Source organism: Arthrobacter sp. B3I4 (assembly GCF_030816855.1).
Taxonomy (GTDB): Bacteria; Actinomycetota; Actinomycetes; order Actinomycetales; family Micrococcaceae; genus Arthrobacter.
In genome coordinates, this window is the sequence record NZ_JAUSYK010000001.1 from 700,731 (window position 1) to 720,957 (window position 20,227).

Here is a 20,227-nt window from a genome sequence, read left to right on the forward strand (position 1 = left end):
CCGACCAGACTTCCCGGCGCACCTGTACCCAGTCTACTTGGCTACGGCAGCGTGCTGAATCGTTCGGCCCTCGATTTGGCGCCCTGGACGATGATTTGGTCATCCTCGTAGAGGACCGTCTGCGCGGTAGTGTGCCCCCAGGTGCCGCCCGGGCGTTTGACGGCGACGATGGTTACCCCGTATTTGTCGCGGATTCCGACGACGCCGAGTGGTCGGTCGCGGACAATTCCAGGCGGGCCGGTACGGATCATCACAAAATCATCTTCGAACTCCACGTAATCAAGAATGGCGCCAAGGACGAGGTGGGCAACGCGCTTGCCCATGTCGTGCTCGGGCCGGATCACATGTTCGACGCCGAGTTGCGCGAGGATTTCGGCGTGGGGCTCGCTGATCGCCTTCGCCCAGATCTGTGGACGCTGGAATTTGAGCAGCCGGGAAGTAGTCAGGATGCTGGCCTCAATGTCCGAGCCGATGCCCACCACTGCGCGGTCGAATTCGTGCACGGAAAGCTGGCGGAGCACTTCTTCCTTGGTTGAATCCGCCCGGACCACGTGGGTAAGGCGACCGTTGAAGGACTGGACGATGTCTTCACTGGCGTCCACCCCCAGTACCTCGGTCCCTTGGGCTTCAAGCTCGAGTGCGAGCGAACCACCGAAGCGTCCCAGGCCGATGACCACTACCGAGGACGCTTTGTCACTTGGGGTGGCCGAGCGGGTGGAGAAAATGTTCCTAGCCAATGAGCGGCCTTTCTTTCGGGAATTCATAAAGCAAAGGCCGTTCACGCAGGGCCAGCGCGGCCCCGAGGGTCACCGGTCCCAGCCTGCCGATGAACATCAGCAGGATCAGGACGAGTTGCCCGGCCGGCGGCATGGCAGCCGTGATGCCGGTGGACAGACCCACCGTTGCGAAGGCCGAAATGACCTCGAAGAGGATGCGCTCCTGGCCGAAGTCGGTGATGAGCATGAGGAACATGGATGACCCCACCACGAGGGCAATGGCGAGGAGCACCACGGTGATGGCCTGACGGTGAACGGCGCGGGAGAGCCGTTTGCCGAAGATGTTGACAGCCGTACCGCCCTGGAGTTCCGTGCTGAGGATAAAGAAAAGCACTGCGAACGTGGTGATCTTCAAACCCCCGGCAGTTCCGGCCGGGCCGCCGCCGATGAACATCAGAATGTCCATGCCGAGCCAGGACACCGGGTGCATCTGGGAGATGTCGACGCTGTTGAAGCCGGCAGTGCGGGTGATAGCAGACTGAAAGAGGCCGGCGAGGACCCGGTCGGCGGGCGGCAGCGCCCCGAGGGTGGCCGGGTTGGTCCACTCCACAGCAGTCAGGAAGACGGTTCCGCCGATGAGCAGGACCGCCGATCCGGCCAGGACCAGTTTGGTGTTCATGCTCCAAAGGACGGGTCGCCGATACTGCCGTCCCAGTTCGAAGAGCACCGGGAACCCGAGACCGCCGATGATGACCGCTGCCGCTATCGGCAGGCACACCCAGGGATCACCTACGAAGCCCATGAGATTGTCCGAATGGAGGGCGAAGCCGGCGTTGTTGAACGCTGAGACCGCGTGAAAGACGCCGTGCCAGACGGCTTCCCCGGGCGGATAGCTGTAGCGGACCATGAACCGCGCCGCCAGTGTCAGAGCCAGGACTGATTCGACCACGACGCTGATACCCAGGACCCCCAGGAGCAACCGCCGTACGTCACCGAAGCCGGTGCTCTTAGTTTCCGCGGCGGCGGACAACCGGGACTTGAGACCCAGCCGCCGCGCCGTCAGGACCCCCAGCAGGGTGCCAAACGACATTACGCCGAAACCGCCGATCTGGATCAGCACCAGGATGACTACTTGACCGAAGCCGCTCCAGAAGACCGGCGTATCCACGGTGCTCAGGCCCGTAACGCAGACGGCCGACGTCGCCGTGAACAGCGCCTCCAGGAAGGCGGCGCCACCTACGCCTGCTTTGGCCAACGGCAGGGAGAGCAGGCCGGTACCTGCAGCAACGGCTCCGACAAACCCGAGAACGATCACTTGGGCGGGATGGCGCGGCGCGAAAGCGCGGACGAACTTCATGAAGCCCGCGATGAAGGCGCGCAGCACCGCGGGAACTTCCACATGCATGGGGCCACGCTATCACCGGGACCGAGCGGGCGTTCCCGCCCGCTCAGCCCAGCAGCTGCTGGACCAGTTCCCTGCACTTCCGGTAGGCGGCCGCTTTCGGGTCGATGAGGGAGAAGTGGTCACCGGGGACCCTGAGGAACTGGACCGGGGCGCCACCCGTTCTTGCAGCGGCCGAATAGGCCTCGGATTGACTCATCGGCACGGTGTCGTCCTCCGTGCTGTGCACGGCATAGACCGGGGTGCGCAGCGGCACCGCGGTCATCGGATCCGCGTATTTATGCCGTTTGGGGTATCTTTCGGACGATCCACCGAGGAAGTTGCTGACGGCGCCGTTGCTGAGGTTAAGTTTCTCAGCTTCGGCCAGGTTCAGCAGCCCGGACTGACTGACAACACCGGCAAGGTGCACCGCGCCGCCGTCGTTCTTGCACTGCAGCTGGCGGTCTGCGTCCGGAATCCGCAGCTGGCCCAGACGGCTCCTGCCGGCCGCCCAAACGGCGAGGTGGCCGCCGGCGGAGTGGCCGAGGGCCACGACACGGTCCAGATCGAGGCCGTGCTCGGTGGCTGCGTCCCGGAGTTTGTCGATCCCGGCCAGCACGTCGTCGAACGTATGCGGCCAGCCGCCACCGTTGCCTGCCCGGCGGTATTCGAGGTTCCACGCGGCCATGCCATGCGCTGCGAGGTCCTTGGCCAGGGGTTCGCCCAGCTCGGCGCCGTACTGCGAGCGCCAGTAGCCGCCGTGGATGACCACCACCACGCCCTTGGGCGCAGCCCCGTCCGGCAGGAAAAGTTCCGCCCACTGGCTGGGGTCGTTTCCGTAGTGATACTTCTGCCGCTTCACTGTGTCCTCCTGGGGGCCAGGTGAACCAGCGGTGACTGCCCCCATGTCACTGCCGCTGCGTACCCGGGCCAAGCCCGACGCCGCAAATCCGCCATGAGCAGAGCCTACCTTGGGCCCGTGCCGGGTGGCGGAAGGTGCACAGTCTTCGGCGCCCCGGTGCCGACGGGCTGAGGTCCGCTGTCTGTGCTGCGCCGTAAGCTGGGCGTATGGCTAGCAACTGGGAGCGCCTGGACCCCGCGCTGCGCGAATCGGTGCAGGACAACGTGGAACTCTACGAACGCGTCCGCCCTGCCTTGAAATTGGTCACCCGTGAGGTGCTGCTGACTCTGCGGGCCATGCTCAAGGGCACAGAGGTGACGCCGCTTTTTGTTACCGGCCGGACCAAGACCGTCGAGTCTTTCCGGGAGAAGATCTCCCGGATTGAGGAACCGCTCGAACCAGGCGGGCCGCCGGTGCTGAAATTCCCGGACCCGTTCCGCACCCTCAATGACATGGTCGGGATCCGCGTCATCACCAAACTTCCGGCCGAGAACGCCGTCGTGGCCAACCTGATCAAGCGCCAGCGCCAGCTCTTCGACTGCCGCGGCGACCGTGAAAAGGACATCGGGTCCATCGAGTCCGGCACCTACGGGTACTCGAGCCGGCACCTGATCCTCCGGACCATCCAGAACGAGGCCGTCAAGGACTACCAGCAGGTCTTCAACCCGGAGGCGCAGGCGAACGGCAGCTACTTCTTTGAGTGCCAGATCCGGACCGTCTTTGCGCACGCCTGGAGCGAGATCGAGCACGACATCCGCTTCAAGGCCGAGGATCCCCGCGCCTGGACCCCGCAGTTCGACCGCCAGTTCACTGCCACGGCGGCCATGCTGGAAACCGTCGAAAGCGCGTTCGCCGACCTGCACGAACGCTATGAGGAGGTCCGCGGCTACTGGGACATGGACGGGGAGGGCGCCGCGCAGCTCACGCCGAATCGGATCCGCGACGTCTGGCGCACGCTGCTGCCGCACGTGGATCGGAAGGTCGACGACGACTGGGGCTGGGCCGCCGAACTCATGGCAGCGCACGGCCTGAACCAGACGGTGCAGCTCGCCGGCCTGCTCAGCGCCAACCGGATCACTGAGGTCCGTAAGGCCCTGGACCACCGCTACTCCCCCGGACCGGACCGGCTGTTGGATGACCTGTTGCTGTGGCAGTACGGCACCGCCCATATCGAGCTGACGGCCGAACCGGCCGACGCGGTCCCGCACCCCCGGCGGGACAGCCTGCTGCGCCGGCTCAAGCAGATCGAGCGCTACCGGCTGACCCAGCTGTAGGCTTTCGGGCTCCTACAGGCGCGTCGGGTCACTGCGCTGCGCCGAGGAACTTCGCCACGTAACTCCGCTGTCCGGGAGTTTCCACCGCACCGCGCCGGTAATTCTGCCGCACAAAAGCGACTGCGTCGCCGGGCGGAACGCCGTCCAGAACTGCGATGCAGGCCAGGGCGGTACCGGTCCGGCCCCGTCCGCCCCAGCAGGCAACCTCCACCCGCTCTGTTGCGGAGCGCCGCCACGCCTCTTCGAAGGCGTCCAGCGCATCGTGGTCGTCAGCGGGTAGGTGCAGGTCGCGCCAACGGACCCAGCGCGACTCCCATCTTGTCGGCTTCGGCTGCCTGCCCAGCAGATACAGCGCGAACTCCGGCTCGGGGCCGGACGGGAACGGCGCCAGGAGTCCCCGGCCGCGGATAAGCCGGCCGGAAGGAAGACTGAGCACGCCCGGCCGGCCCGGCTGCCACGTCTGCGCCACAGTCTTGAGCGTAGCCCCCGCGCCCGGATCACGCACCGGCTGCGTTCCCGCCCGGTTACGCCCCCGGGGCCCGGGCAGGACACAAGCCAAAACCGGCCCAAACAGCGGATAATTTCGTGTCCGGGCACGAGTAACTGGGCAGGAACGCGCCGTCGGGGGCTGTATGGCTCTGGTGGCAAACGAACCGGGTCTCTAGAGTGGCCCGGAAACCCGAACTGTTCTGAAAGGAGCCACCGATGTCATTTCAGGCATACCTCGACACCATCGAGGACAAGACCGGGCTCACTCCCCGTCAGCTCTTCGAACTCGCGCGGCAGAAAGGCTTCGTGGACGCGTCCGTGCAGGCCGGCGAGATCCTCGAGTGGCTGAAAGCCGATTACGGGCTGGGACGCGGCCACGGCATGGCACTGGTTCACGTCATCAAGCAAGGGCCGGGGATCAGCAGCAAGCATGTCGGGACTACCGGGGCCCACAGCGATGAGTCCAAAACCCTCTGGCTGGACGGCAAGGCCTCCAAGCCCGGCCCCTAGTGGCGGCGCCCACGGTGTCCCACCAGTGGCGACCGCGGGTGTCCTCCTAGTGGCCGGCGCCGAGCTTTCCGCCGAGCCGTTCCCGCATCAGGACGCTGGCATCGTTGAGGCCGACCACCAACACGTCCTTCCCGTGGTTGCGGTACTTCTCGGTAATCGCGTCCAGTGCGGCAATCGTGGATGCGTCCCAGAGGTGGCTGGCGTGCAGATCGATGACGACATGCTCCGGGTCCAAGGCGTATTCGAACTGGGTGTAAAGGTCGTTGGAGGAAGCGAAAAACAGCTCCCCGTTCACGACGTAAGTGGCCGTTTCATGGCCGCCTGTTGTTGTGACGGAGCGTTCGACACTCACGAAGTGGGCGACGCGGCGGGCGAACATCACCATCGCGACGAGAACGCCGACACCGACGCCGATGGCCAGGTTGTGCGTTGCGACGGTGACAACCACGGTGGCCACCATGACGCCGGTTTCGCTCTTGGGCATCAGTTTCAGGGTGCGCGGGTGGATGCTGTGCCAGTCGAAGGTGGCCACCGAAACGAAGATCATCACCGAGACCAGAGCGGCCATCGGAATCAGCGAGACGATACCGCCCAGGGCCACGACCAGGATCAGCAGGAAGACGCCGGCGAGGAAGGTGGAGATGCGGGTGCGGGCCCCGGAAGCCTTCACGTTGATCATGGTCTGGCCGATCATCGCGCAGCCGCCCATGCCGCCGAAGAATCCGGTGACCACGTTCGCAACCCCCTGGCCCCAGGCCTCGCGGCTCTTGTGCGAGCGCGTGTCGGTAATGTCATCGACGAGTTTGGCCGTCATGAGCGACTCCAGCAGCCCCACGAAGGCCATGGCGAGAGCGAACGGGAAGATCACCTGCAGCGTCTCCAGGTTCAACGGAACATTCGGGAAGAACAGCACCGGCAGGGAATCGGGCAGTTCGCCCTTGTCACCGACGGTAGGGACAGCGACGGCGGCAAGCACGGTAATCAGCGTCAGGACCACGATCGCCACCAGCGGGGCGGGGACGGCCTTCGTCAGTTTCGGCAGTCCGAAGACGATGACCAGGCCCAGCGCGGTGAGCGGATAAACCAGCCACGGGACACCGATCAGCTCGGGGACCTGGGACAGAAAGATCAGGATGGCCAGGGCGTTCACGAAGCCCACCATCACTGAGCGCGGGATGAAGCGCATCAGCTTGGCTACCCCGGAGAGCCCCAGGATGACCTGGAAGATACCGGCAAGGATCACGGCGGCGACAAGGTAGTCGAGCCCGTGGGACTTCACCAGCGGGGCGATGACCAGGGCGACGGCCCCGGTGGCGGCGGAGATCATCGCGGGCCGGCCGCCGACGATGGAGATGGTGACGGCCATGGTGAAGGAGGCGAAGAGGCCGATCCGGGGATCGACGCCGGCGATGATGGAGAACGCGATCGCTTCCGGAATCAGCGCCAGGGCGACGACGAGCCCGCCGAGGATCTCGGTCTTCAGCCGCCGCGGCGACTTCAAGGTCCCGCGCACAGACTGCAGTTGTTCAGGCGTGAACGCGGGGGCGCCCACGGCAGCTTTGACGGCCAATTCTGGCTCCGTTCAAGGTCAAGAAGACGCAGTAAGGCGCTCTCGTCTTCAAAGAATGGGGGCGCAGCTTCGCGCCGGAAGGTAGCGGGACTGCCCTTGGCTGTCTCACCGCTCACGGCCACTCTACCCTAACGTGATGGTAGAGTTTCAACCGACGACGGAAGGGGCCGCTTGAACTCGACGGGCCGCAGCTCCATGCACATTGGCGAACTGGCAGAACGCACCGGACTTTCCCTGCGCACCATTCGGCACTATGACGACGTCGGGCTGCTGCCAGCCACTGCCCGGACTGACGGAGGCTTCCGGGTCTACTCCGAGGCCGACGCCGCGCGCCTGATGCTGATCAAACAAATGAAACCGCTTGGTTTTTCCCTTGAGGAGATGGCGGAAATCCTGAGTCTGCTCAACGCAGGCGGAGTCGCGGAACGGGCTGGCGCCGTTGCCGGAGCCTCCGCCGCCGGGCCAGCCGCGGCCCGACTGGTGGAGTTCCTTGAGCGGGCTGAGCACCAGCGCACAAAGATGGCACGCAACCTCGAGCAAGCGGACGAATTCATCGCCATGCTGGGCCGGCAGACTTCCTGACACCTACAGGGCAGAGGGGCTGACGGGCATAAATCTGACATACTCGCCCGTCCGTTGGTCACAAAGTGGCCGGGGTGCGCGCGCCAGTGGCACCATGCTTGGATGCTTGAGGCAACCAAATCCCCAGAGTCCCGCAACGATGCTGACACGCCCGCCAACCCGGCCCTCGCCGCCGAGGCGAAGGTCGCCCGCATTGCGGTCACGGTTTTCCCGCTCCTCGTGGTGGTTGCCGGCGTCGCCGGCTTCCTGCTGCCAGGCGCCTTCAAACCGCTCGCACCCAGCGTGCCGTATCTGCTGGGCGTCATCATGTTCTGCATGGGCCTGACCCTGACCCCGCCGGATTTCGCGTCCGTCGCGAAGCGCCCCTGGGCCGTGGTCCTGGGCATCGTCGCGCACTACGTCATCATGCCCGGCGCCGGCTGGCTGATCGCGCAGGCGCTGCACCTTGAGCCGGAACTCGCCGTCGGTCTCATCCTGGTGGGCTGCGCACCGTCCGGCACGGCATCGAATGTGATGGCCTTCCTCGCCAAGGGGGATGTGGCCCTCTCGGTGGCCGTCGCCTCCGTCTCCACCCTGATCGCCCCGATCGTCACGCCGCTGCTGGTGCTGTTCCTGGCCGGGTCCTATCTGCAGATCGACGCGGCCGGCATGGTGCTGGACATCGTCAAGACCGTGCTGCTGCCGGTCATCGCCGGCCTGCTGGCCCGGTTGTTCCTCAAGAAGGTCGTCGCGAAGGTGCTCCCGGTCCTGCCGTGGGCCTCCGCCGTCGTGATCTCGCTGATCGTGGCCATCGTGGTGGCTGGCAGTGCCAACAAGATCGTGGCCGCGGGCGGGATCGTGTTCCTCGCCGTGGTGCTGCACAACGGCTTCGGCCTGGGCCTCGGCTACCTCGCCGGCAAACTCGGACGCCTGGATGACAAGGCCCGCCGCGCGCTGGCCTTCGAGGTGGGAATGCAGAACTCCGGCCTGGCAGCAACGCTGGCCACCGCGCATTTCAGCCCGCTGGCCGCGCTGCCCTCCGCCGTATTCTCACTCTGGCACAACATCTCCGGCGCCATCGTGGCCGCCTGGCTGGCCCGCCGCCCCCTGCGCGACGCCTAGCGCGCCCGGGTCTGAGGGCTGTGCCGGCCTCGACACCCTCGGGGGGCGCCGATAGGTTGTTGAAGGAACTAAACGACCCCGCAGTCCCGGAACCGGAGGCACGAATGGCCGAACGAGTTGTCGCAGATCTCATCGTGGACCGCCTGAAAGCATGGGGCGTGGACCGCGTCTTTGGCTACAGCGGCGACGGCATCAACGGCTTCATGGGTGCGTTGCGCCGGGCGAGTGCGGACATCGAGTTCGTCCAGGCGCGGCACGAGGAGACGGCTGCCTTCATGGCCGTGGGGCACGCCAAATACACCGGCGGGGTCGGTGTCGTGACCTCCACGCAGGGCCCCGGCGCGGTTCATCTGCTCAACGGCCTCTACGACGCCAAGCTCGACGGCGTGCCCGTGGTCGCAATCGTGGGGCAGCAGGCGCGCAGCGTGCTGGGCTCGGCCTACATGCAGGAAATCGACCTGGCGACACTGTTCAAGGATGTCGCCGCCCAGTTCTCCCAGCTGGTCAGCACCCCGGAGCAGCTCCCCATGGTCCTGGACCGTGCTTTCCGGACCGCCCTCGCCACCCGTTCCCCCTGCGTGGTGTTCGTACCGCACGACATTCAGTCGGCCCCCGCCCCGGAACTGGAGCAAGAGCACGGCATCGTCGTCACCGCGCCGCGCTGGGGGTCTGCAGCGGCAGTCCCGCGCGACGAGGACCTGGACGCCGCCGCGGAGATCCTCGACACGGGTGAAAAGGTGGCGCTGCTGGTGGGCCAGGGGGCCCGGCACGCCCAGGACGAGATCGTAGCCATTGCCGAGAAGCTCGGCGCCGGAATCGCCACCAGTTTGCTAGGCAAACCGTACGTTGACGAGTCGCTGCCGTTCGCCGTCGGAACCATGGGACACCTGGGCAGCACCGCGAGCGCACACCTGCTGGGCAACTGCGACACCCTGCTCATCATCGGCTCGAACGATCCCTGGACCGAGTTCTACCCGCCGCCCGGCGCAGCCCGCGCCGTTCAGATCGACCTCGACGAGCGCAAGATCGGCAACCGCTATCCGGTGGAGGCAGGCCTGCCCGGCGACGCCGCCCGGGTGATCACCGCGCTGATGGGGAGGCTCCGGCAGCGGGACCCGGGACCATGGCGGGCGGAAGTAGAAGAGAAAGTCCGCAACTGGCACCGGCTCCGCGGTGAGCGGGCGGCAGTTCCGGCCCGCCCGGTCAATCCGGAACGCGTAGTCCAGGAGCTGAACGGCCGGCTCCCGGACAACGCCATGGTCAGCGTCGACGTCGGCAGTTGCGTGTACTGGTATGCCCGGCAGCTGATGCTTCCGCGGGGTGTGCCCGCGCACCTGTCCGGAACCTTGGCGAGTATGGGCTGCTCCATTCCTTACGGGCTGGCGGCGAAGCTCGCCAACCCGGACCGACCGCTGGTGGCTCTCGCCGGGGATGGCGCCATGCAGATGGCCGGCGTCGCGGAACTAATCACCGTCGCCCACCGCTGGCGGGACTGGGAAGATCCGCGCTTCATCGTCTGCGTGTTCAACAACCGCGACCTGGCCGAGGTGAGCTGGGAACAACGTGAGACCGAGAGCGAGCCGAGGTTCCGGGACAGCCAGGAGCTGCCGGACTTTCCGTTCGCAGGCTACCGGGAGCTGCTCGGCCTGACCGGCATCAGGGTCGAAGATCCGGACCAGCTCGCCGGCGCCTGGGAGCGTGCGTTTGCGGCGGACCGGCCGGTGGTGATTGAGGTGATGACCGATCCGGATGTACCGCTGCTGCCGCCATTCCCTGCGGGGGCCGAGAAGGCCGAAAACATGCGGACGGCCCTCTCCGCGGAAGGCGAGGAAGGCGAAGCAGGATCCCGGTTGCTGGACACCTATACCGGCCAGGAGGAGGCGCCGTAAGGCTGCTCGTCAGCCGACGCTGGCCGCCTCATCCAGGGTCCGGCCCTCGAAGTGCTCCAACAGTTCCCGCATGGCTTCGACCCCCTGGGTGAAGGTGGCCGAACTGCGCCATTGCTCGATCTGCTCGAGTGATTCCCATGGGCCGGTGCTGATGAACCGGTTCCTGACGTCCCGGTCGTGCATCAGCACCGCCCTGGCCCCGGGATAATCTTCCTCGGTCTTCCTCGCCAGGTCCCGCCAGGCCTGCACGAAATCATTCTCGCGGCCGGGGTGGACCAGCCAGATCCCAAGCGTATAGACAGCCATGGCACAGCCTCCATTTTCCGTACGGGGTTGATACAGCCGAGTATCTGCCGCCGCTACGGGACAGGGTAGGGCCGGACTGCCCGGGGACAGGTCAGCGGCCCGGGGGTCCGCTAACCAGCCCTGGGCAGCTAGCCGATCAGGGCCAGGACAGCTCCGGCTGTGACCACTCCCCCGGCGAGGGCGCGGACGTCCCTCACGGTTCCGGCCCGGTGCGCGCTCACCTGGGTTTCCATCTTCATCGCTTCAAGCACCACGACGGGATCCCCGGCCGCCACCTCGGCGCCCGGCTCGACCAGCCACTTCACCACGGTCCCCGCCATGGCGGCCCGCAGTTCCCCCGGGTCAACCGAAGCAGATCCGCCGCCTTCGGAGGTACCGGCGTCGACCCCGGCACCGAGATTCCCCTGGACCGAAACTCCGCCGGGCAGTAACCGTCCGGCCGCAGCCCAGCCGTCCAGCAGCCCTGCCGGCAGCCCGACGGCGAGCCGCCTGCCGTCCACCTCGACCGTGATGGTGCGGCGTTCGCCGTCGGGCGCTGTGGTGTTGTAGCCCGGGTCAACCGGGATGTTGTCGGCGAAGTCGGTCTCGATCCAGCGGGTATGGACGCCCAGCGCCGCCTCCGAGGTGAAATCCGGTGACTCCAGCACGGCGCGGTGGAAGGGCAGAACGGTGGCCACCCCGGTAATTCTGAATTCGGCGAGGGCGCGGCGGGCGCGCCGCAGGGCCTGCTGCCGGTCCGCGCCGGTGATGATGAGCTTCGCGAGCAGTGAGTCGAACTGCGGCGGGACGAGCGAGCCGGAGCGCACCCCGGAGTCGAGCCGGACTCCCGGGCCGGTCGGACCCGCGAACTCGGTGATGGTGCCGGGCGAAGGCAAGAAGCCGCGGCCTACGTCTTCGGCGTTGAGCCGGAATTCAAAGGAGTGCCCGCGGGGTGCCGGGTCAGCGGTAAAGCGCAGGGGCTCCCCCGCGGCGATGCGGAATTGCTCCTGGACCAGGTCGATGCCGGTGGTTTCCTCGGTGATCGGGTGCTCCACCTGCAACCGGGTGTTGACTTCGAGGAAGGCGACCGTGCCGTCGGCCGCGACCAGGAATTCCACCGTGCCGGCGCCGGAGTAGCCGGCCTCCCGGCAGACGGCTTTGGCGGCGTCGTAGATCTGCTGCGTCTGCAAAGCGGACAGGAACGGCGCGGGCGCCTCCTCCACGAGCTTCTGGTGCCGGCGTTGCAGCGAGCAGTCGCGGGTTCCGACGACGACGACGTTTCCGTGCGTGTCCGCGAGGACCTGGGCCTCCACGTGCCGAGGTCTGTCCAGGTAGCGCTCCACGAAGCATTCGCCACGGCCAAAGGCGGCAACGGCTTCGCGGACCGCGGAGTCGAACGCTTCCTCGATCTCGTCGAGGCTTCGGACCACTTTGAGGCCGCGCCCGCCGCCGCCGAAGGCTGCCTTGATCGCCATCGGCAGCCCGTGCTTATCGGCGAAGGTGCGGCCATCGGCGGCGGACCCGACCGGGCCGTCGCTGCCGGCCACCAACGGAGCGCCGGCGCGGACTGCGGCTTCACGGGCGGTGATCTTGTTGCCCAGCAGCCGGATGGCGTCGGGGGCGGGCCCGATCCAGGTCAGTCCGGCGTCCAGGACCGCCTGCGCGAAGTCGGCGTTCTCGGACAGGAACCCATACCCGGGGTGGACCGCGTCCGCACCGGATTCGGCGGCGACGGCCAGCAGCTTCGGGATGCTCAGGTAAGTGTCCGCCGGTGAATTGCCGTCCAGGGCGTAAGCCTCGTCCGCGGCTAAGACGTGCATCGCGTCGGCATCGATGTCGGCGTACACCGCCACCGACGCCAGCTCGGCGTCGCCACAGGCCCGGGCTATCCGGACGGCGATTTCGCCGCGGTTGGCGATCAGGACCTTGCGCATCAATTGCTCACTTCTTCTTGGGCCGGGGTGGTGGGGGGATCTGGTCGCTGGGGGCGTGGTCCGCCCAGCGGAAGCGGATTCTGCCGCCAATCGGGATCTGCGCGGCGCGATCCAGTTGGACATCGACGACGACCGCGATTACGGGATACCCGCCGGTGATCGGGTGGTCGGCGAGGAAGAGCACCGGCAGCCCTTCGGGCGGGATCTGCAGCGCGCCGGCGACGGTCCCTTCGCTGGCGAGTTCTCCTTCCCGGGTGCGTTGCAGCGCCGTTCCGTCCAGCCGCATGCCCACCCGGTTGGACTGCGGCTTTACCTGCCATTCCTGGCTGGTGAGGGACTCCAGGGCGGCCGGGTCGAACCAGTCAGCGCGCGGGCCGGGCACGACGTCGAGCACCGTCACGCCGGTGCCGGGGAACTCGGGCTGCAGTTCCGGATCTCCGACGACGCCGGATTCGGCCCCGCCGCCGGCGGTCAGGAGCTGCCCCGCGGCCAGCGGCGCCGGGCCGATCCCGGACATAGTGTCGGTGGAGCGGCTGCCGAGGACCGGAGCGGTGTCGACGCCCCCGCGGACCGCCAGGTAGCTGCGGAAGCCGCTCTTCGGTGCGCCGACGCTCAGCGTTTCGCCGTCGAGCAGGGCGAACGGGGTGGCCATCGCAGGGTGGCGGCGGACGGGTTCAGCGTCCGGACCGGCCGGGGCGGTGACGGTCAGCTCCGACGGCGCCCCGGCCACGGCGAGGACCTGGTCACCGGCAGCACGGACCGTGAGTCCGCCGGCGACCGTCTCGATCGCGGCTGCCGACGGCGCGTTTCCGACCAGGCGGTTGGCGCGCCGCAGCGAGGCCCGGTCCAGCGCGCCGGCGGCGGAAACACCGAGGCCTGAGTGGCCGGGCCGTCCGAGGTCCTGGATCAGGCTCTGCAGCCCGGGCGAGACGATCCGGAGCCCGGAGGTGCCTCCCGACGCGGACAATGCGGGCTGTGGTGGTGATGCCGGTGCCGGGTCCGATTGTGATGCCGGTGCGGGGTCCGATTGTGGTGCACGTGCCGGTGCGAGCGCCGGGTCCGGTGCCAGCGAGACCGACTCGCGGACCGGCCGGAACTGGACCCGCTGCCCGGGAACGGCGAGGGCGGGCTGTTCACGGTCCAGGTCCCACATCCGTGCCCGGGTGTGGCCGATCAGCTGCCAGCCGCCCGGGGAACGGCGCGGATACACGGCAGAGTAGTTGCCGGCCAGCGCGACCGAACCTGCGGGCACGGCGGTGCGGGGCGAACTGCGCCTCGGAACGTTCAATGCTTCGTTTTCCCCCACCATGTAGCCGAAGCCTGGAGCGAAACCGGCAAAGGCAACGGTCCAGAGCTGGCCCGAGTGTGCGGCGATCACGCCCTCGATTCCCAAACCGGTCAGCTCCGCCACTTCGGCGAGGTCCTCGCCGTCGTACACGGCGTCAATGACCACGAGACCGCCGTCGTGCCGCACCGGCGCGGCGAGGTCCAGCTGCGGCAGCTGGGCGGCGATCCGGCGGGCAGCTGCCGGCGAGTCGGCCGTGACCAGAACCGTTTCGGCAGCCGCCAGCACATCCAGCTGGCCAGGCAGCGGCTGCTCAAGGAGCAGTGCCTGCAGTGCCATCACATCCTGCGTGCCGCCAAGTTCGGCGAGCACCGCGCGGGTGCCCACCGCCCGCACCGACTGCACTCTTGGAACGGCTGCCTGCCGTACTGCGTCCGTGTCCATTGCTGCCTCCATGATTGCCGTCACCTCCTGCGTCCGCGCCGCTCAGGCGCGGGCGTCCTGCAGCAGCCGCTCTTCTTCCGCGGTCTGCGGGTTACGGCCGATGGCCAGGCCCACGACCGTCACCACGGCGGACAGTGCGAGGTAGCCGGCGATCAGGTACCAGTTGCCGGTGGCTGCGAACAGGGCCGTGAAGACGAGGGGGGCGATGGCGCCGCCGATCACGCCGGCAAGGGTGTACGCCAGCGAGCTGCCGGCGTAGCGCAGCCGGGCGGGGAACTGCTCGGTGATGAAGGCGGCCTGCGGGCCGTACATGAACGCGTGCAGGGCCAGGCCAATCACGACGCCGATGGTGAGCAACAGCACCGATTTGCCCTGGATCATCAGGAAGAACACCGGAATGTAGACTGCGGTGCCGGCCGCGGCGATGCCGTAGACGAGCCGGCGGTTGAAGCGGTCCGTGAGTGCCCCGGCGGCCGGGATCAGCGCCAGCTGGAAGGCCGAACCGATCAGGATCGCGCCTAGGACGTTTCCGGTGGTCATGCCCAGCTGCCTGGTGGCGTAGAGGGCCACAAAGACGGTGAAGAGGGAGTAGAGCACGTCCGGGCAGATGCGGGACAGGGCGGCCGCGACCAGCGCACGGGGTTCTCTGGTAAAGACCTCTTTAATGGGCGCCTTGGGGGCCTCGCCGTGGGCCTGGATGGCCTTGAAGACCGGGGTTTCCTCGAGCTTGAGCCGGATCAGCAGGCCGAAGACCACCAGCAGGGCGGAGGACAGGAAGGCCACCCGCCAGCCCCAGGACAGAAACGCTTCGTTGCTCAGGGTCGCGGCGAGCAGTGCCAGCACGCCGTTGGCCATCAGGTTGCCGGCCGGCGGGCCGATCTGTGCGGCCGAGGACCAGAATCCGCGCTTACGGGCGTCCCCGAATTCACTGGAGAGCAGGACAGCCCCGCCCCATTCCCCGCCGACGCCGATGCCCTGGGCGAGGCGCAGCAGCACCAGGATCGCCGGGGCCGCGACGCCGATCGCTGAGTAGTCAGGCAGCACCCCGATGAGCACGGTGGCCACGCCGATCAGCATCAGGGTGACGACCAGGACGTGCTTGCGGCCGATCTTGTCACCCAGCCGGCCGAAGATCACGCCGCCGATCGGGCGGGCGAGATAGCCGACGGCGAAGGTGGAGAAGGACAGCAGCAGGCCGACCAGTTCGTCGCCCGTTGGGAAGAAGATCTTGGGGAAGATCAGCGCGGAGGCGACAGAGTAGATGGCGAAGTCGTAGTACTCCAGGGAGGTGCCGGTCAGGCTGGCGATGTAGGCCTTGAGGGCGCCCGGTGGCAGCTTCCTCTTGCCGGCCGCCGGAGCGGTCTGGTGCGGTGCGGTCATGATGTTCCTTTGAGTGGCGGGTGCTGCCTGCTGGGTGGGTGTGGCGGAGTCCGCCGCGCGCCTGGATACGGTGGCGCGCGGGGACGAACGGTGTCTGAGCGGGGTGCTGTTGCGCTTATACGAAGGGTGCGGTGCTGATGCCGGCGGCGTTGAGCGCTTCACGGACGGCGGCTGCCATGGCGACCGCTCCCGGGGAGTCGCCGTGGACGCAGATGCTTTCGGCGTGGATTTTAAGGATGGAACCGTCAATCGTGCGGACGGCGGAGTCTGCAGCCATCCGGAGGACATGCTCGGTGACTTCTTTGTGGTCGTGCAGGACGGCCCCGGCGCGGGTGCGCGAAACGAGGGTTCCGTCGGGATTGTAGGCCCGGTCGGCGAAAGCCTCGGTGACAGCACGCAACCCGGCTGACTCGGCCAGACGGAGCACCTCGGAGCCGGGCAGACCCAGGATCGGCAGGTCCGGGTCCACCGACTTCACGGCGTCGACGACGGCCTTCGCCTGCGCGGTGTGCGCCACGATGGCGTTGTAGAGGCCGCCGTGCGGCTTGACGTAGGTGACCTTGCCGCCTTCCGCGGCCGCCAGAGCCTGCAGCGCGCCGATCTGGTAGACGACATCGTCTGCCAGTTCGGCCGGGTCGATGTCCAGGAACCGCCGCCCGAAGCCGGCAAGGTCGCGGTAGCCGACATGGGCGCCGATCCGAACGCCGGCGGCGACCGCCTCGCGGCAGGTCTGCCGGATCACGCTGGGGTCGCCGGCGTGGAATCCGCAGGCCACGTTTGCACTCGAGACGGAGCGAAACATGGCACTGTCGTCGCCGAGGCTCCAGCGTCCGTAGGATTCGCCGACGTCACTGTTCAAGTCGATGCTGTTTGGTCCGGTGCTTGCCATTGTGATCCTCGTCTCAGTTCGCCCCTCTCCAAGGATGCACTATCCCGTCGGATTGTTCAACAATCCGACGATTCTTTCTGGGAGCAATCGTGTACATTCGGCAGTATGACGATTTCCGACGCCGGCCCCCCGGGTCCTTGCGGCCGCTGCGCGCCTGCGCGTCGCCGTCCCGTCGGTCGCCGACCGGGTGGCGGCCGAACTCCGGCTGCAGCTGGCCGACGGGGTCCTTCTGCCCGGCGCGCGGCTGACGGAGTCGACCATCGCGGAGGATCTCGGTGTCTCACGCAACACGGTGCGTGAAGCCTTCGCCGAGCTGGCGGCGGAGCGGCTGGTGGTCCGGCACCCCAACCGCGGCGTATTTGTAGCGAGCCTGGGTCCGGGGGACATCCACGACGTGTACACGGTGCGGCGGGCCGTCGAGGTGGCAGCCTTGCGGGGCGGCGGCAGTCCGGAACGGGTGGCTGCGGTCCGTACCGCGGTCGAAGAGGGCAAAGCCGCGGCGGCGGCGGACGACGAGGAAGCGCTGGGCACCGCGAACCAGCACTTTCACCGCGCGATCGTGGCTTTGGCGGAAAGCCGGCGGCTGGACACGATCATGTCCCAGATCCTCGCCGAGATGCGGCTCTTCTTCCACAAGGCCACCGTTGATGCGCACTTCTACCGCAGCTACGTGGATGACAACGAAGCGATCTGTGCGGCGCTCGAGGCCGGCGACCCGGAACGCGCGGCGGAGCTTCTGCTGTCCTACCTCGACCGCTCGGAAGCGAAACAGGCCGCCGTCCACGGCCAATGACTGCTTGCTAGGCTGGAACGATGAAACGCACCCTTGCTGCCACCTCCCTCGCCCTGCTCGCGATTGCGCTTTCCGGCTGCGGCCAGGTCCAGCAAGCCACCGAGAAAGCCGTCAACGACGGCGCATCCCAAGTCGCCACCGCGGCCGGCAGCGAGATCAAAAAGCAGGCATGTTCGCTCGTCTCGGACGGCCTGGTCAGCGTGCAGGACAAACAGGCGCTCGGCGGGCTGGTGTCCGGCGCCCAGGCTGCCGGGCTGCCCGCGGAGATCACCGCCCCGCTCAAGAAGATTGCGGATTCCGGTGACCAGGTCCCCGCCGACTCGCTCGGCGCGCTGCAGGACGCCTGCGCCAAGTAGCTGCCCGCCTTCGGTTCCGAACCAGTGGGGGGAAACGCCTAGCGCTTACCCTTTTTCCGGGAACCCTTACCGCGGCCCTTGTCCGGGTTGGGTGCGTAGCGCTGCGCGACCTTGGGTTTTTTGACCGCAGGCCCGCGCTTGTCCGGTTTCGGTTCGCGTTTGGGCTTCTCCTGCTGCGCGGAGGGCTGCCGGGAACTCGCGGCGGTGCGTCCGCGGACAATCCCGATGAACTCCTCGATGACTTCGTCCGTGCTGTCGCTGGGCCATGCCAGGGCGATCTCGGTGGCCGGGGCGCCGGTGAGTTTCCGCGCCACAGTGTCCTTGACGTTGAAGTGCCGGGCCACGGACATCGGCAGGACCACCAGGCCCGCACCGGAGGCCACCACCTGCAAGGCCAGCTCCGCTCCACCCAGGCCGGCCACGTCCAGGAAGGTTTCGGCGGCCAGGTCCTCCAGCGCCACCTCCTCGAAGACCGAGATTTCGTGGCCCTTCGGTGCCACCACCACCGGCTGTTCCTCGTAGAGCGGGATGACGCTGAGGCCTTCGCGCTCCACCGGCAGCCGGACGAAGCTCAGGTCCGCGGAGCCGTCGCGCAGCACGGCCAGCTGGGCGCCGTCGTCGGAAAGAAACGAGTGCAGCGGCACTTCGGGCATCCGGTCTTCCCAGCGGCGGATCCATTTGCCGGGGGTGACGCCGGCGACGTAGGCGAACCGAAGCTCCCGCGTCTCGGGTACCGCATCATCGTGGGGCTGGGTTGCTTCTTCTTCTGCGGGCACACGTTCACAGTACCGTTCAGGCCCCGGGGCCGTCCCGCCAGGCGGCGTGGTGCTACTTTGGTGCCTTGCGGGCTGACCGCCGGATACCCTTTAACCATGACCTCTGCGAACTCCCAGTCCATGAAGCCGACCACCGTTGCCAAGAAACTTGGCATCTACCTGCCCGCAACACCCCAGGAGTTCCAGGATTCGGTCATCACGCGCGCTGATTTCGCCGAGCTCCAGGCCAACCCGCCGGAGTGGCTCGCCGAGCTGCGCCGCACCGGTCCGCACCCGCGTCCGGTCGTGGCCCAGAAGCTCAACGTCTCGATCAGCGGCCTGGCCCGCGGCGGCGTCGAGGAAGCCCTGACGACGGCGGAGATCACCGCCCTGCTGCAGGCCCCGCCGGCCTGGCTGGTCGCCGAACGCGCCACCCACGCCGCCGTCCGCGCTGAAGCCCAGCGGGTCAAGGACGAAGCGGCAAAGAAGGACGCCAAGAAGGCCCGCGCCAACGCCGAGTAGGCCCCGACCGGACATCCAAGTGGCGCCGGGACCGTGCCCCTAGTCCTGGTGCAGTTGGACGTAGTTTCCGCAGCCGTCGTCGAGTACGGCGGTGACGCCCCAGGGCCCCTCGGACGGTTCGGCCTGGAAGATGACGCCCTTGGCCGCCAGCCGCTCGTACTCCGCCCGGACATCCGGCACGCCCAGCACGATCGCGGGCATCCCGGCGTCGTGGACCGCATTCATGTAATTGGCGCCGATCGGGTTGTCGCTCGGTTCCAGCAGCAGTCCGGCCGACCCGCCGCCGTCGGGGTCTTTGACGATGTAAAGGTTCTGCTCGGGCAGCGCCATGAGCGTTTCAAACCCCAGCGTCCCGGTGTAGAACTCGTGGGCGGCGGCCGGCTCCCTGACGTGGATGCTGCACATTTTCAGTCGCATGGGCCCTAGGCTACGCCGGACGGGCGACAGTGGGAACGGGCCATTGACGCTCCGCCCACGATGGACTCCAATGGAATCAGCGGAAAAGCTCCCGCCCGGGGGGTTCCGCGGGAGGTTCGTGATGCCGACACTATCGCTGTCCGGTCCGCTGGGGGCGTGGCAGTTGCTGGCCCTGGCCTTGTTCGTCGCGGCCGCTGTGGCCGGCTCGGTGTACCTCGTCCGCAAGCACCAGGCGTCCGACGGCGGCCTGCCGGACGCCGTGTTCTGGGACGGTTTCGGCGGACTCGCCGTCGTTGCCCCGGCGATCCTGCTGCCGGCGCTGGTCTCTCCCTGGGCCGGGCTGCTACTCGCCGCGGTCGGCGTCACGGCCGCCGGCGCCAGCTACCGCTGGACGCCGGTACTTTTCCGCCGCCAGGAATCGCGGCGCGCGGCCCGGGAGACTGCCGCCGCTGATGCCGCCGCCATCCTGCGGCACCGGACCGCTTTGGACCGGTGGCAGCGCTATGAGCTCGACCCGGCGTTCTGCATCGACTTTCCCGCGATGAGCGATCCGCGCCGTCCCGAAACCGCCGCCCTGATCAAGGCCATGAAGGCGGCGGAACTGTCGCGCCACGGATCCGATCGGAACGGGGACGGTTACAGCGCTGCCGTCGACCGGCTGGAGCAGGCCCTTGCTGCGGCGGAACGCGCCGCCGGCGCTGAACATACCGCCGACGCTGTTAAGGTTTCACCCTGAGCCTCCGAGTTCAATCCG

At 67.6% G+C, this 20,227-nt stretch carries 21 protein-coding genes; 9 read left to right on the forward strand and 12 right to left on the reverse strand.

Going from position 1 to position 20,227, the window contains the following annotated elements:
• Nucleotides 1–41: 41 nt before the first annotated feature.
• The 3 genes from QFZ61_RS03350 to QFZ61_RS03360 all read right to left on the reverse strand — a co-directional run bounded on the left by QFZ61_RS03350 (nucleotide 42) and on the right by QFZ61_RS03360 (nucleotide 2,959).
• A complete protein-coding gene (locus QFZ61_RS03350) occupies nucleotides 42–737 on the reverse strand; it encodes a TrkA family potassium uptake protein (RefSeq protein WP_307033300.1) in 696 nt (231 codons plus the stop codon).
• Nucleotides 730–2,073, reverse strand: coding sequence for a TrkH family potassium uptake protein (locus tag QFZ61_RS03355; protein WP_307037977.1), 1,344 nt, complete (start codon nucleotides 2,071–2,073; stop codon nucleotides 730–732). Before QFZ61_RS03355 ends, QFZ61_RS03350 begins: the two co-directional genes overlap by 8 nt.
• A gap of 91 nt (nucleotides 2,074–2,164) precedes the next feature.
• Nucleotides 2,165–2,959: an alpha/beta hydrolase gene (locus tag QFZ61_RS03360; protein ID WP_307033301.1), complete on the reverse strand. Its 795-nt coding sequence runs from the start codon at nucleotides 2,957–2,959 to the stop codon at nucleotides 2,165–2,167.
• Nucleotides 2,960–3,165: 206 nt separating this feature from the next.
• On the opposite strand from QFZ61_RS03360, the gene QFZ61_RS03365 reads away from it, so the two are divergent.
• Nucleotides 3,166–4,272 carry a GTP pyrophosphokinase family protein gene (locus QFZ61_RS03365; RefSeq protein ID WP_307033302.1) on the forward strand — a complete coding sequence of 369 codons (1,107 nt, stop codon included), beginning with the start codon at nucleotides 3,166–3,168 and terminating at the stop codon, nucleotides 4,270–4,272.
• A 28-nt stretch (nucleotides 4,273–4,300) separates the two neighbouring features.
• On the opposite strand, the gene QFZ61_RS03370 is transcribed toward QFZ61_RS03365, so the two are convergent.
• Nucleotides 4,301–4,741 carry a protein-tyrosine phosphatase family protein gene (locus QFZ61_RS03370; protein ID WP_307033303.1) on the reverse strand — a complete coding sequence of 147 codons (441 nt, stop codon included), beginning with the start codon at nucleotides 4,739–4,741 and terminating at the stop codon, nucleotides 4,301–4,303.
• 236 nt (nucleotides 4,742–4,977) lie between these two features.
• Between QFZ61_RS03370 and QFZ61_RS03375 the strand changes: the two genes are divergently transcribed.
• On the forward strand, nucleotides 4,978–5,271 hold the full coding sequence (locus tag QFZ61_RS03375; protein ID WP_307033304.1) for a DUF4287 domain-containing protein: 294 nt from the start codon (nucleotides 4,978–4,980) through the stop codon (nucleotides 5,269–5,271).
• Nucleotides 5,272–5,317: 46 nt separating this feature from the next.
• Here the strand turns inward: QFZ61_RS03375 and QFZ61_RS03380 are convergent, their stop codons facing one another.
• Nucleotides 5,318–6,841 (reverse strand): SulP family inorganic anion transporter, encoded by a 1,524-nt coding sequence (locus QFZ61_RS03380; RefSeq protein WP_307033305.1) that lies wholly within the window; start codon nucleotides 6,839–6,841, stop codon nucleotides 5,318–5,320.
• A 195-nt stretch (nucleotides 6,842–7,036) separates the two neighbouring features.
• Here QFZ61_RS03380 and QFZ61_RS03385 point away from each other — a divergent pair, with 195 nt between their 5' ends.
• The 3 genes from QFZ61_RS03385 to QFZ61_RS03395 all read left to right on the forward strand — a co-directional run bounded on the left by QFZ61_RS03385 (nucleotide 7,037) and on the right by QFZ61_RS03395 (nucleotide 10,413).
• A complete protein-coding gene (locus QFZ61_RS03385; protein WP_373427186.1) occupies nucleotides 7,037–7,423 on the forward strand; it encodes a MerR family transcriptional regulator in 387 nt (128 codons plus the stop codon).
• A gap of 102 nt (nucleotides 7,424–7,525) precedes the next feature.
• Nucleotides 7,526–8,524 carry a bile acid:sodium symporter family protein gene (locus tag QFZ61_RS03390; RefSeq protein ID WP_307033309.1) on the forward strand — a complete coding sequence of 333 codons (999 nt, stop codon included), beginning with the start codon at nucleotides 7,526–7,528 and terminating at the stop codon, nucleotides 8,522–8,524.
• A 104-nt stretch (nucleotides 8,525–8,628) separates the two neighbouring features.
• On the forward strand, nucleotides 8,629–10,413 hold the full coding sequence (locus QFZ61_RS03395) for a thiamine pyrophosphate-requiring protein (RefSeq protein ID WP_307033311.1): 1,785 nt from the start codon (nucleotides 8,629–8,631) through the stop codon (nucleotides 10,411–10,413).
• A 9-nt stretch (nucleotides 10,414–10,422) separates the two neighbouring features.
• Here QFZ61_RS03395 and QFZ61_RS03400 read toward each other — a convergent pair whose 3' ends face one another.
• The 5 genes from QFZ61_RS03400 to QFZ61_RS03420 form a co-directional block, all read right to left on the reverse strand.
• A complete protein-coding gene (locus tag QFZ61_RS03400; RefSeq protein ID WP_307033313.1) occupies nucleotides 10,423–10,719 on the reverse strand; it encodes an antibiotic biosynthesis monooxygenase in 297 nt (98 codons plus the stop codon).
• 128 nt (nucleotides 10,720–10,847) lie between these two features.
• Nucleotides 10,848–12,632 carry a biotin carboxylase N-terminal domain-containing protein gene (locus tag QFZ61_RS03405; RefSeq protein WP_307037979.1) on the reverse strand — a complete coding sequence of 595 codons (1,785 nt, stop codon included), beginning with the start codon at nucleotides 12,630–12,632 and terminating at the stop codon, nucleotides 10,848–10,850.
• 7 nt (nucleotides 12,633–12,639) lie between these two features.
• Nucleotides 12,640–14,361 carry a 5-oxoprolinase/urea amidolyase family protein gene (locus QFZ61_RS03410; protein WP_307033315.1) on the reverse strand — a complete coding sequence of 574 codons (1,722 nt, stop codon included), beginning with the start codon at nucleotides 14,359–14,361 and terminating at the stop codon, nucleotides 12,640–12,642.
• A 42-nt stretch (nucleotides 14,362–14,403) separates the two neighbouring features.
• Nucleotides 14,404–15,741 (reverse strand): MFS transporter, encoded by a 1,338-nt coding sequence (locus QFZ61_RS03415; RefSeq protein WP_307033316.1) that lies wholly within the window; start codon nucleotides 15,739–15,741, stop codon nucleotides 14,404–14,406.
• A gap of 115 nt (nucleotides 15,742–15,856) precedes the next feature.
• Entirely contained in the window at nucleotides 15,857–16,630 is a 774-nt protein-coding gene (locus QFZ61_RS03420; protein ID WP_307033318.1) for a LamB/YcsF family protein, read from the reverse strand.
• A gap of 187 nt (nucleotides 16,631–16,817) precedes the next feature.
• Here QFZ61_RS03420 and QFZ61_RS03425 point away from each other — a divergent pair, with 187 nt between their 5' ends.
• Together QFZ61_RS03425 and QFZ61_RS03430 are read left to right on the forward strand one after the other, a co-directional pair.
• Complete coding sequence (locus QFZ61_RS03425; protein ID WP_307033320.1) at nucleotides 16,818–17,423, forward strand: GntR family transcriptional regulator; 606 nt, start codon at nucleotides 16,818–16,820, stop codon at nucleotides 17,421–17,423.
• Nucleotides 17,424–17,443: 20 nt separating this feature from the next.
• Nucleotides 17,444–17,779 (forward strand): hypothetical protein, encoded by a 336-nt coding sequence (locus tag QFZ61_RS03430; protein WP_307033321.1) that lies wholly within the window; start codon nucleotides 17,444–17,446, stop codon nucleotides 17,777–17,779.
• A gap of 38 nt (nucleotides 17,780–17,817) precedes the next feature.
• Here the strand turns inward: QFZ61_RS03430 and QFZ61_RS03435 are convergent, their stop codons facing one another.
• Entirely contained in the window at nucleotides 17,818–18,555 is a 738-nt protein-coding gene (locus tag QFZ61_RS03435) for a LysR family substrate-binding domain-containing protein (protein ID WP_307033323.1), read from the reverse strand.
• A 96-nt stretch (nucleotides 18,556–18,651) separates the two neighbouring features.
• Here QFZ61_RS03435 and QFZ61_RS03440 point away from each other — a divergent pair, with 96 nt between their 5' ends.
• On the forward strand, nucleotides 18,652–19,056 hold the full coding sequence (locus QFZ61_RS03440; RefSeq protein ID WP_307033325.1) for a DUF5997 family protein: 405 nt from the start codon (nucleotides 18,652–18,654) through the stop codon (nucleotides 19,054–19,056).
• 39 nt (nucleotides 19,057–19,095) lie between these two features.
• On the opposite strand, the gene QFZ61_RS03445 is transcribed toward QFZ61_RS03440, so the two are convergent.
• Nucleotides 19,096–19,473: a VOC family protein gene (locus QFZ61_RS03445; protein WP_307033326.1), complete on the reverse strand. Its 378-nt coding sequence runs from the start codon at nucleotides 19,471–19,473 to the stop codon at nucleotides 19,096–19,098.
• Between the two features lie 121 nt (nucleotides 19,474–19,594).
• On the opposite strand from QFZ61_RS03445, the gene QFZ61_RS03450 reads away from it, so the two are divergent.
• Entirely contained in the window at nucleotides 19,595–20,209 is a 615-nt protein-coding gene (locus tag QFZ61_RS03450) for a hypothetical protein (RefSeq protein ID WP_307033328.1), read from the forward strand.
• Nucleotides 20,210–20,227: the final 18 nt, after the last annotated feature.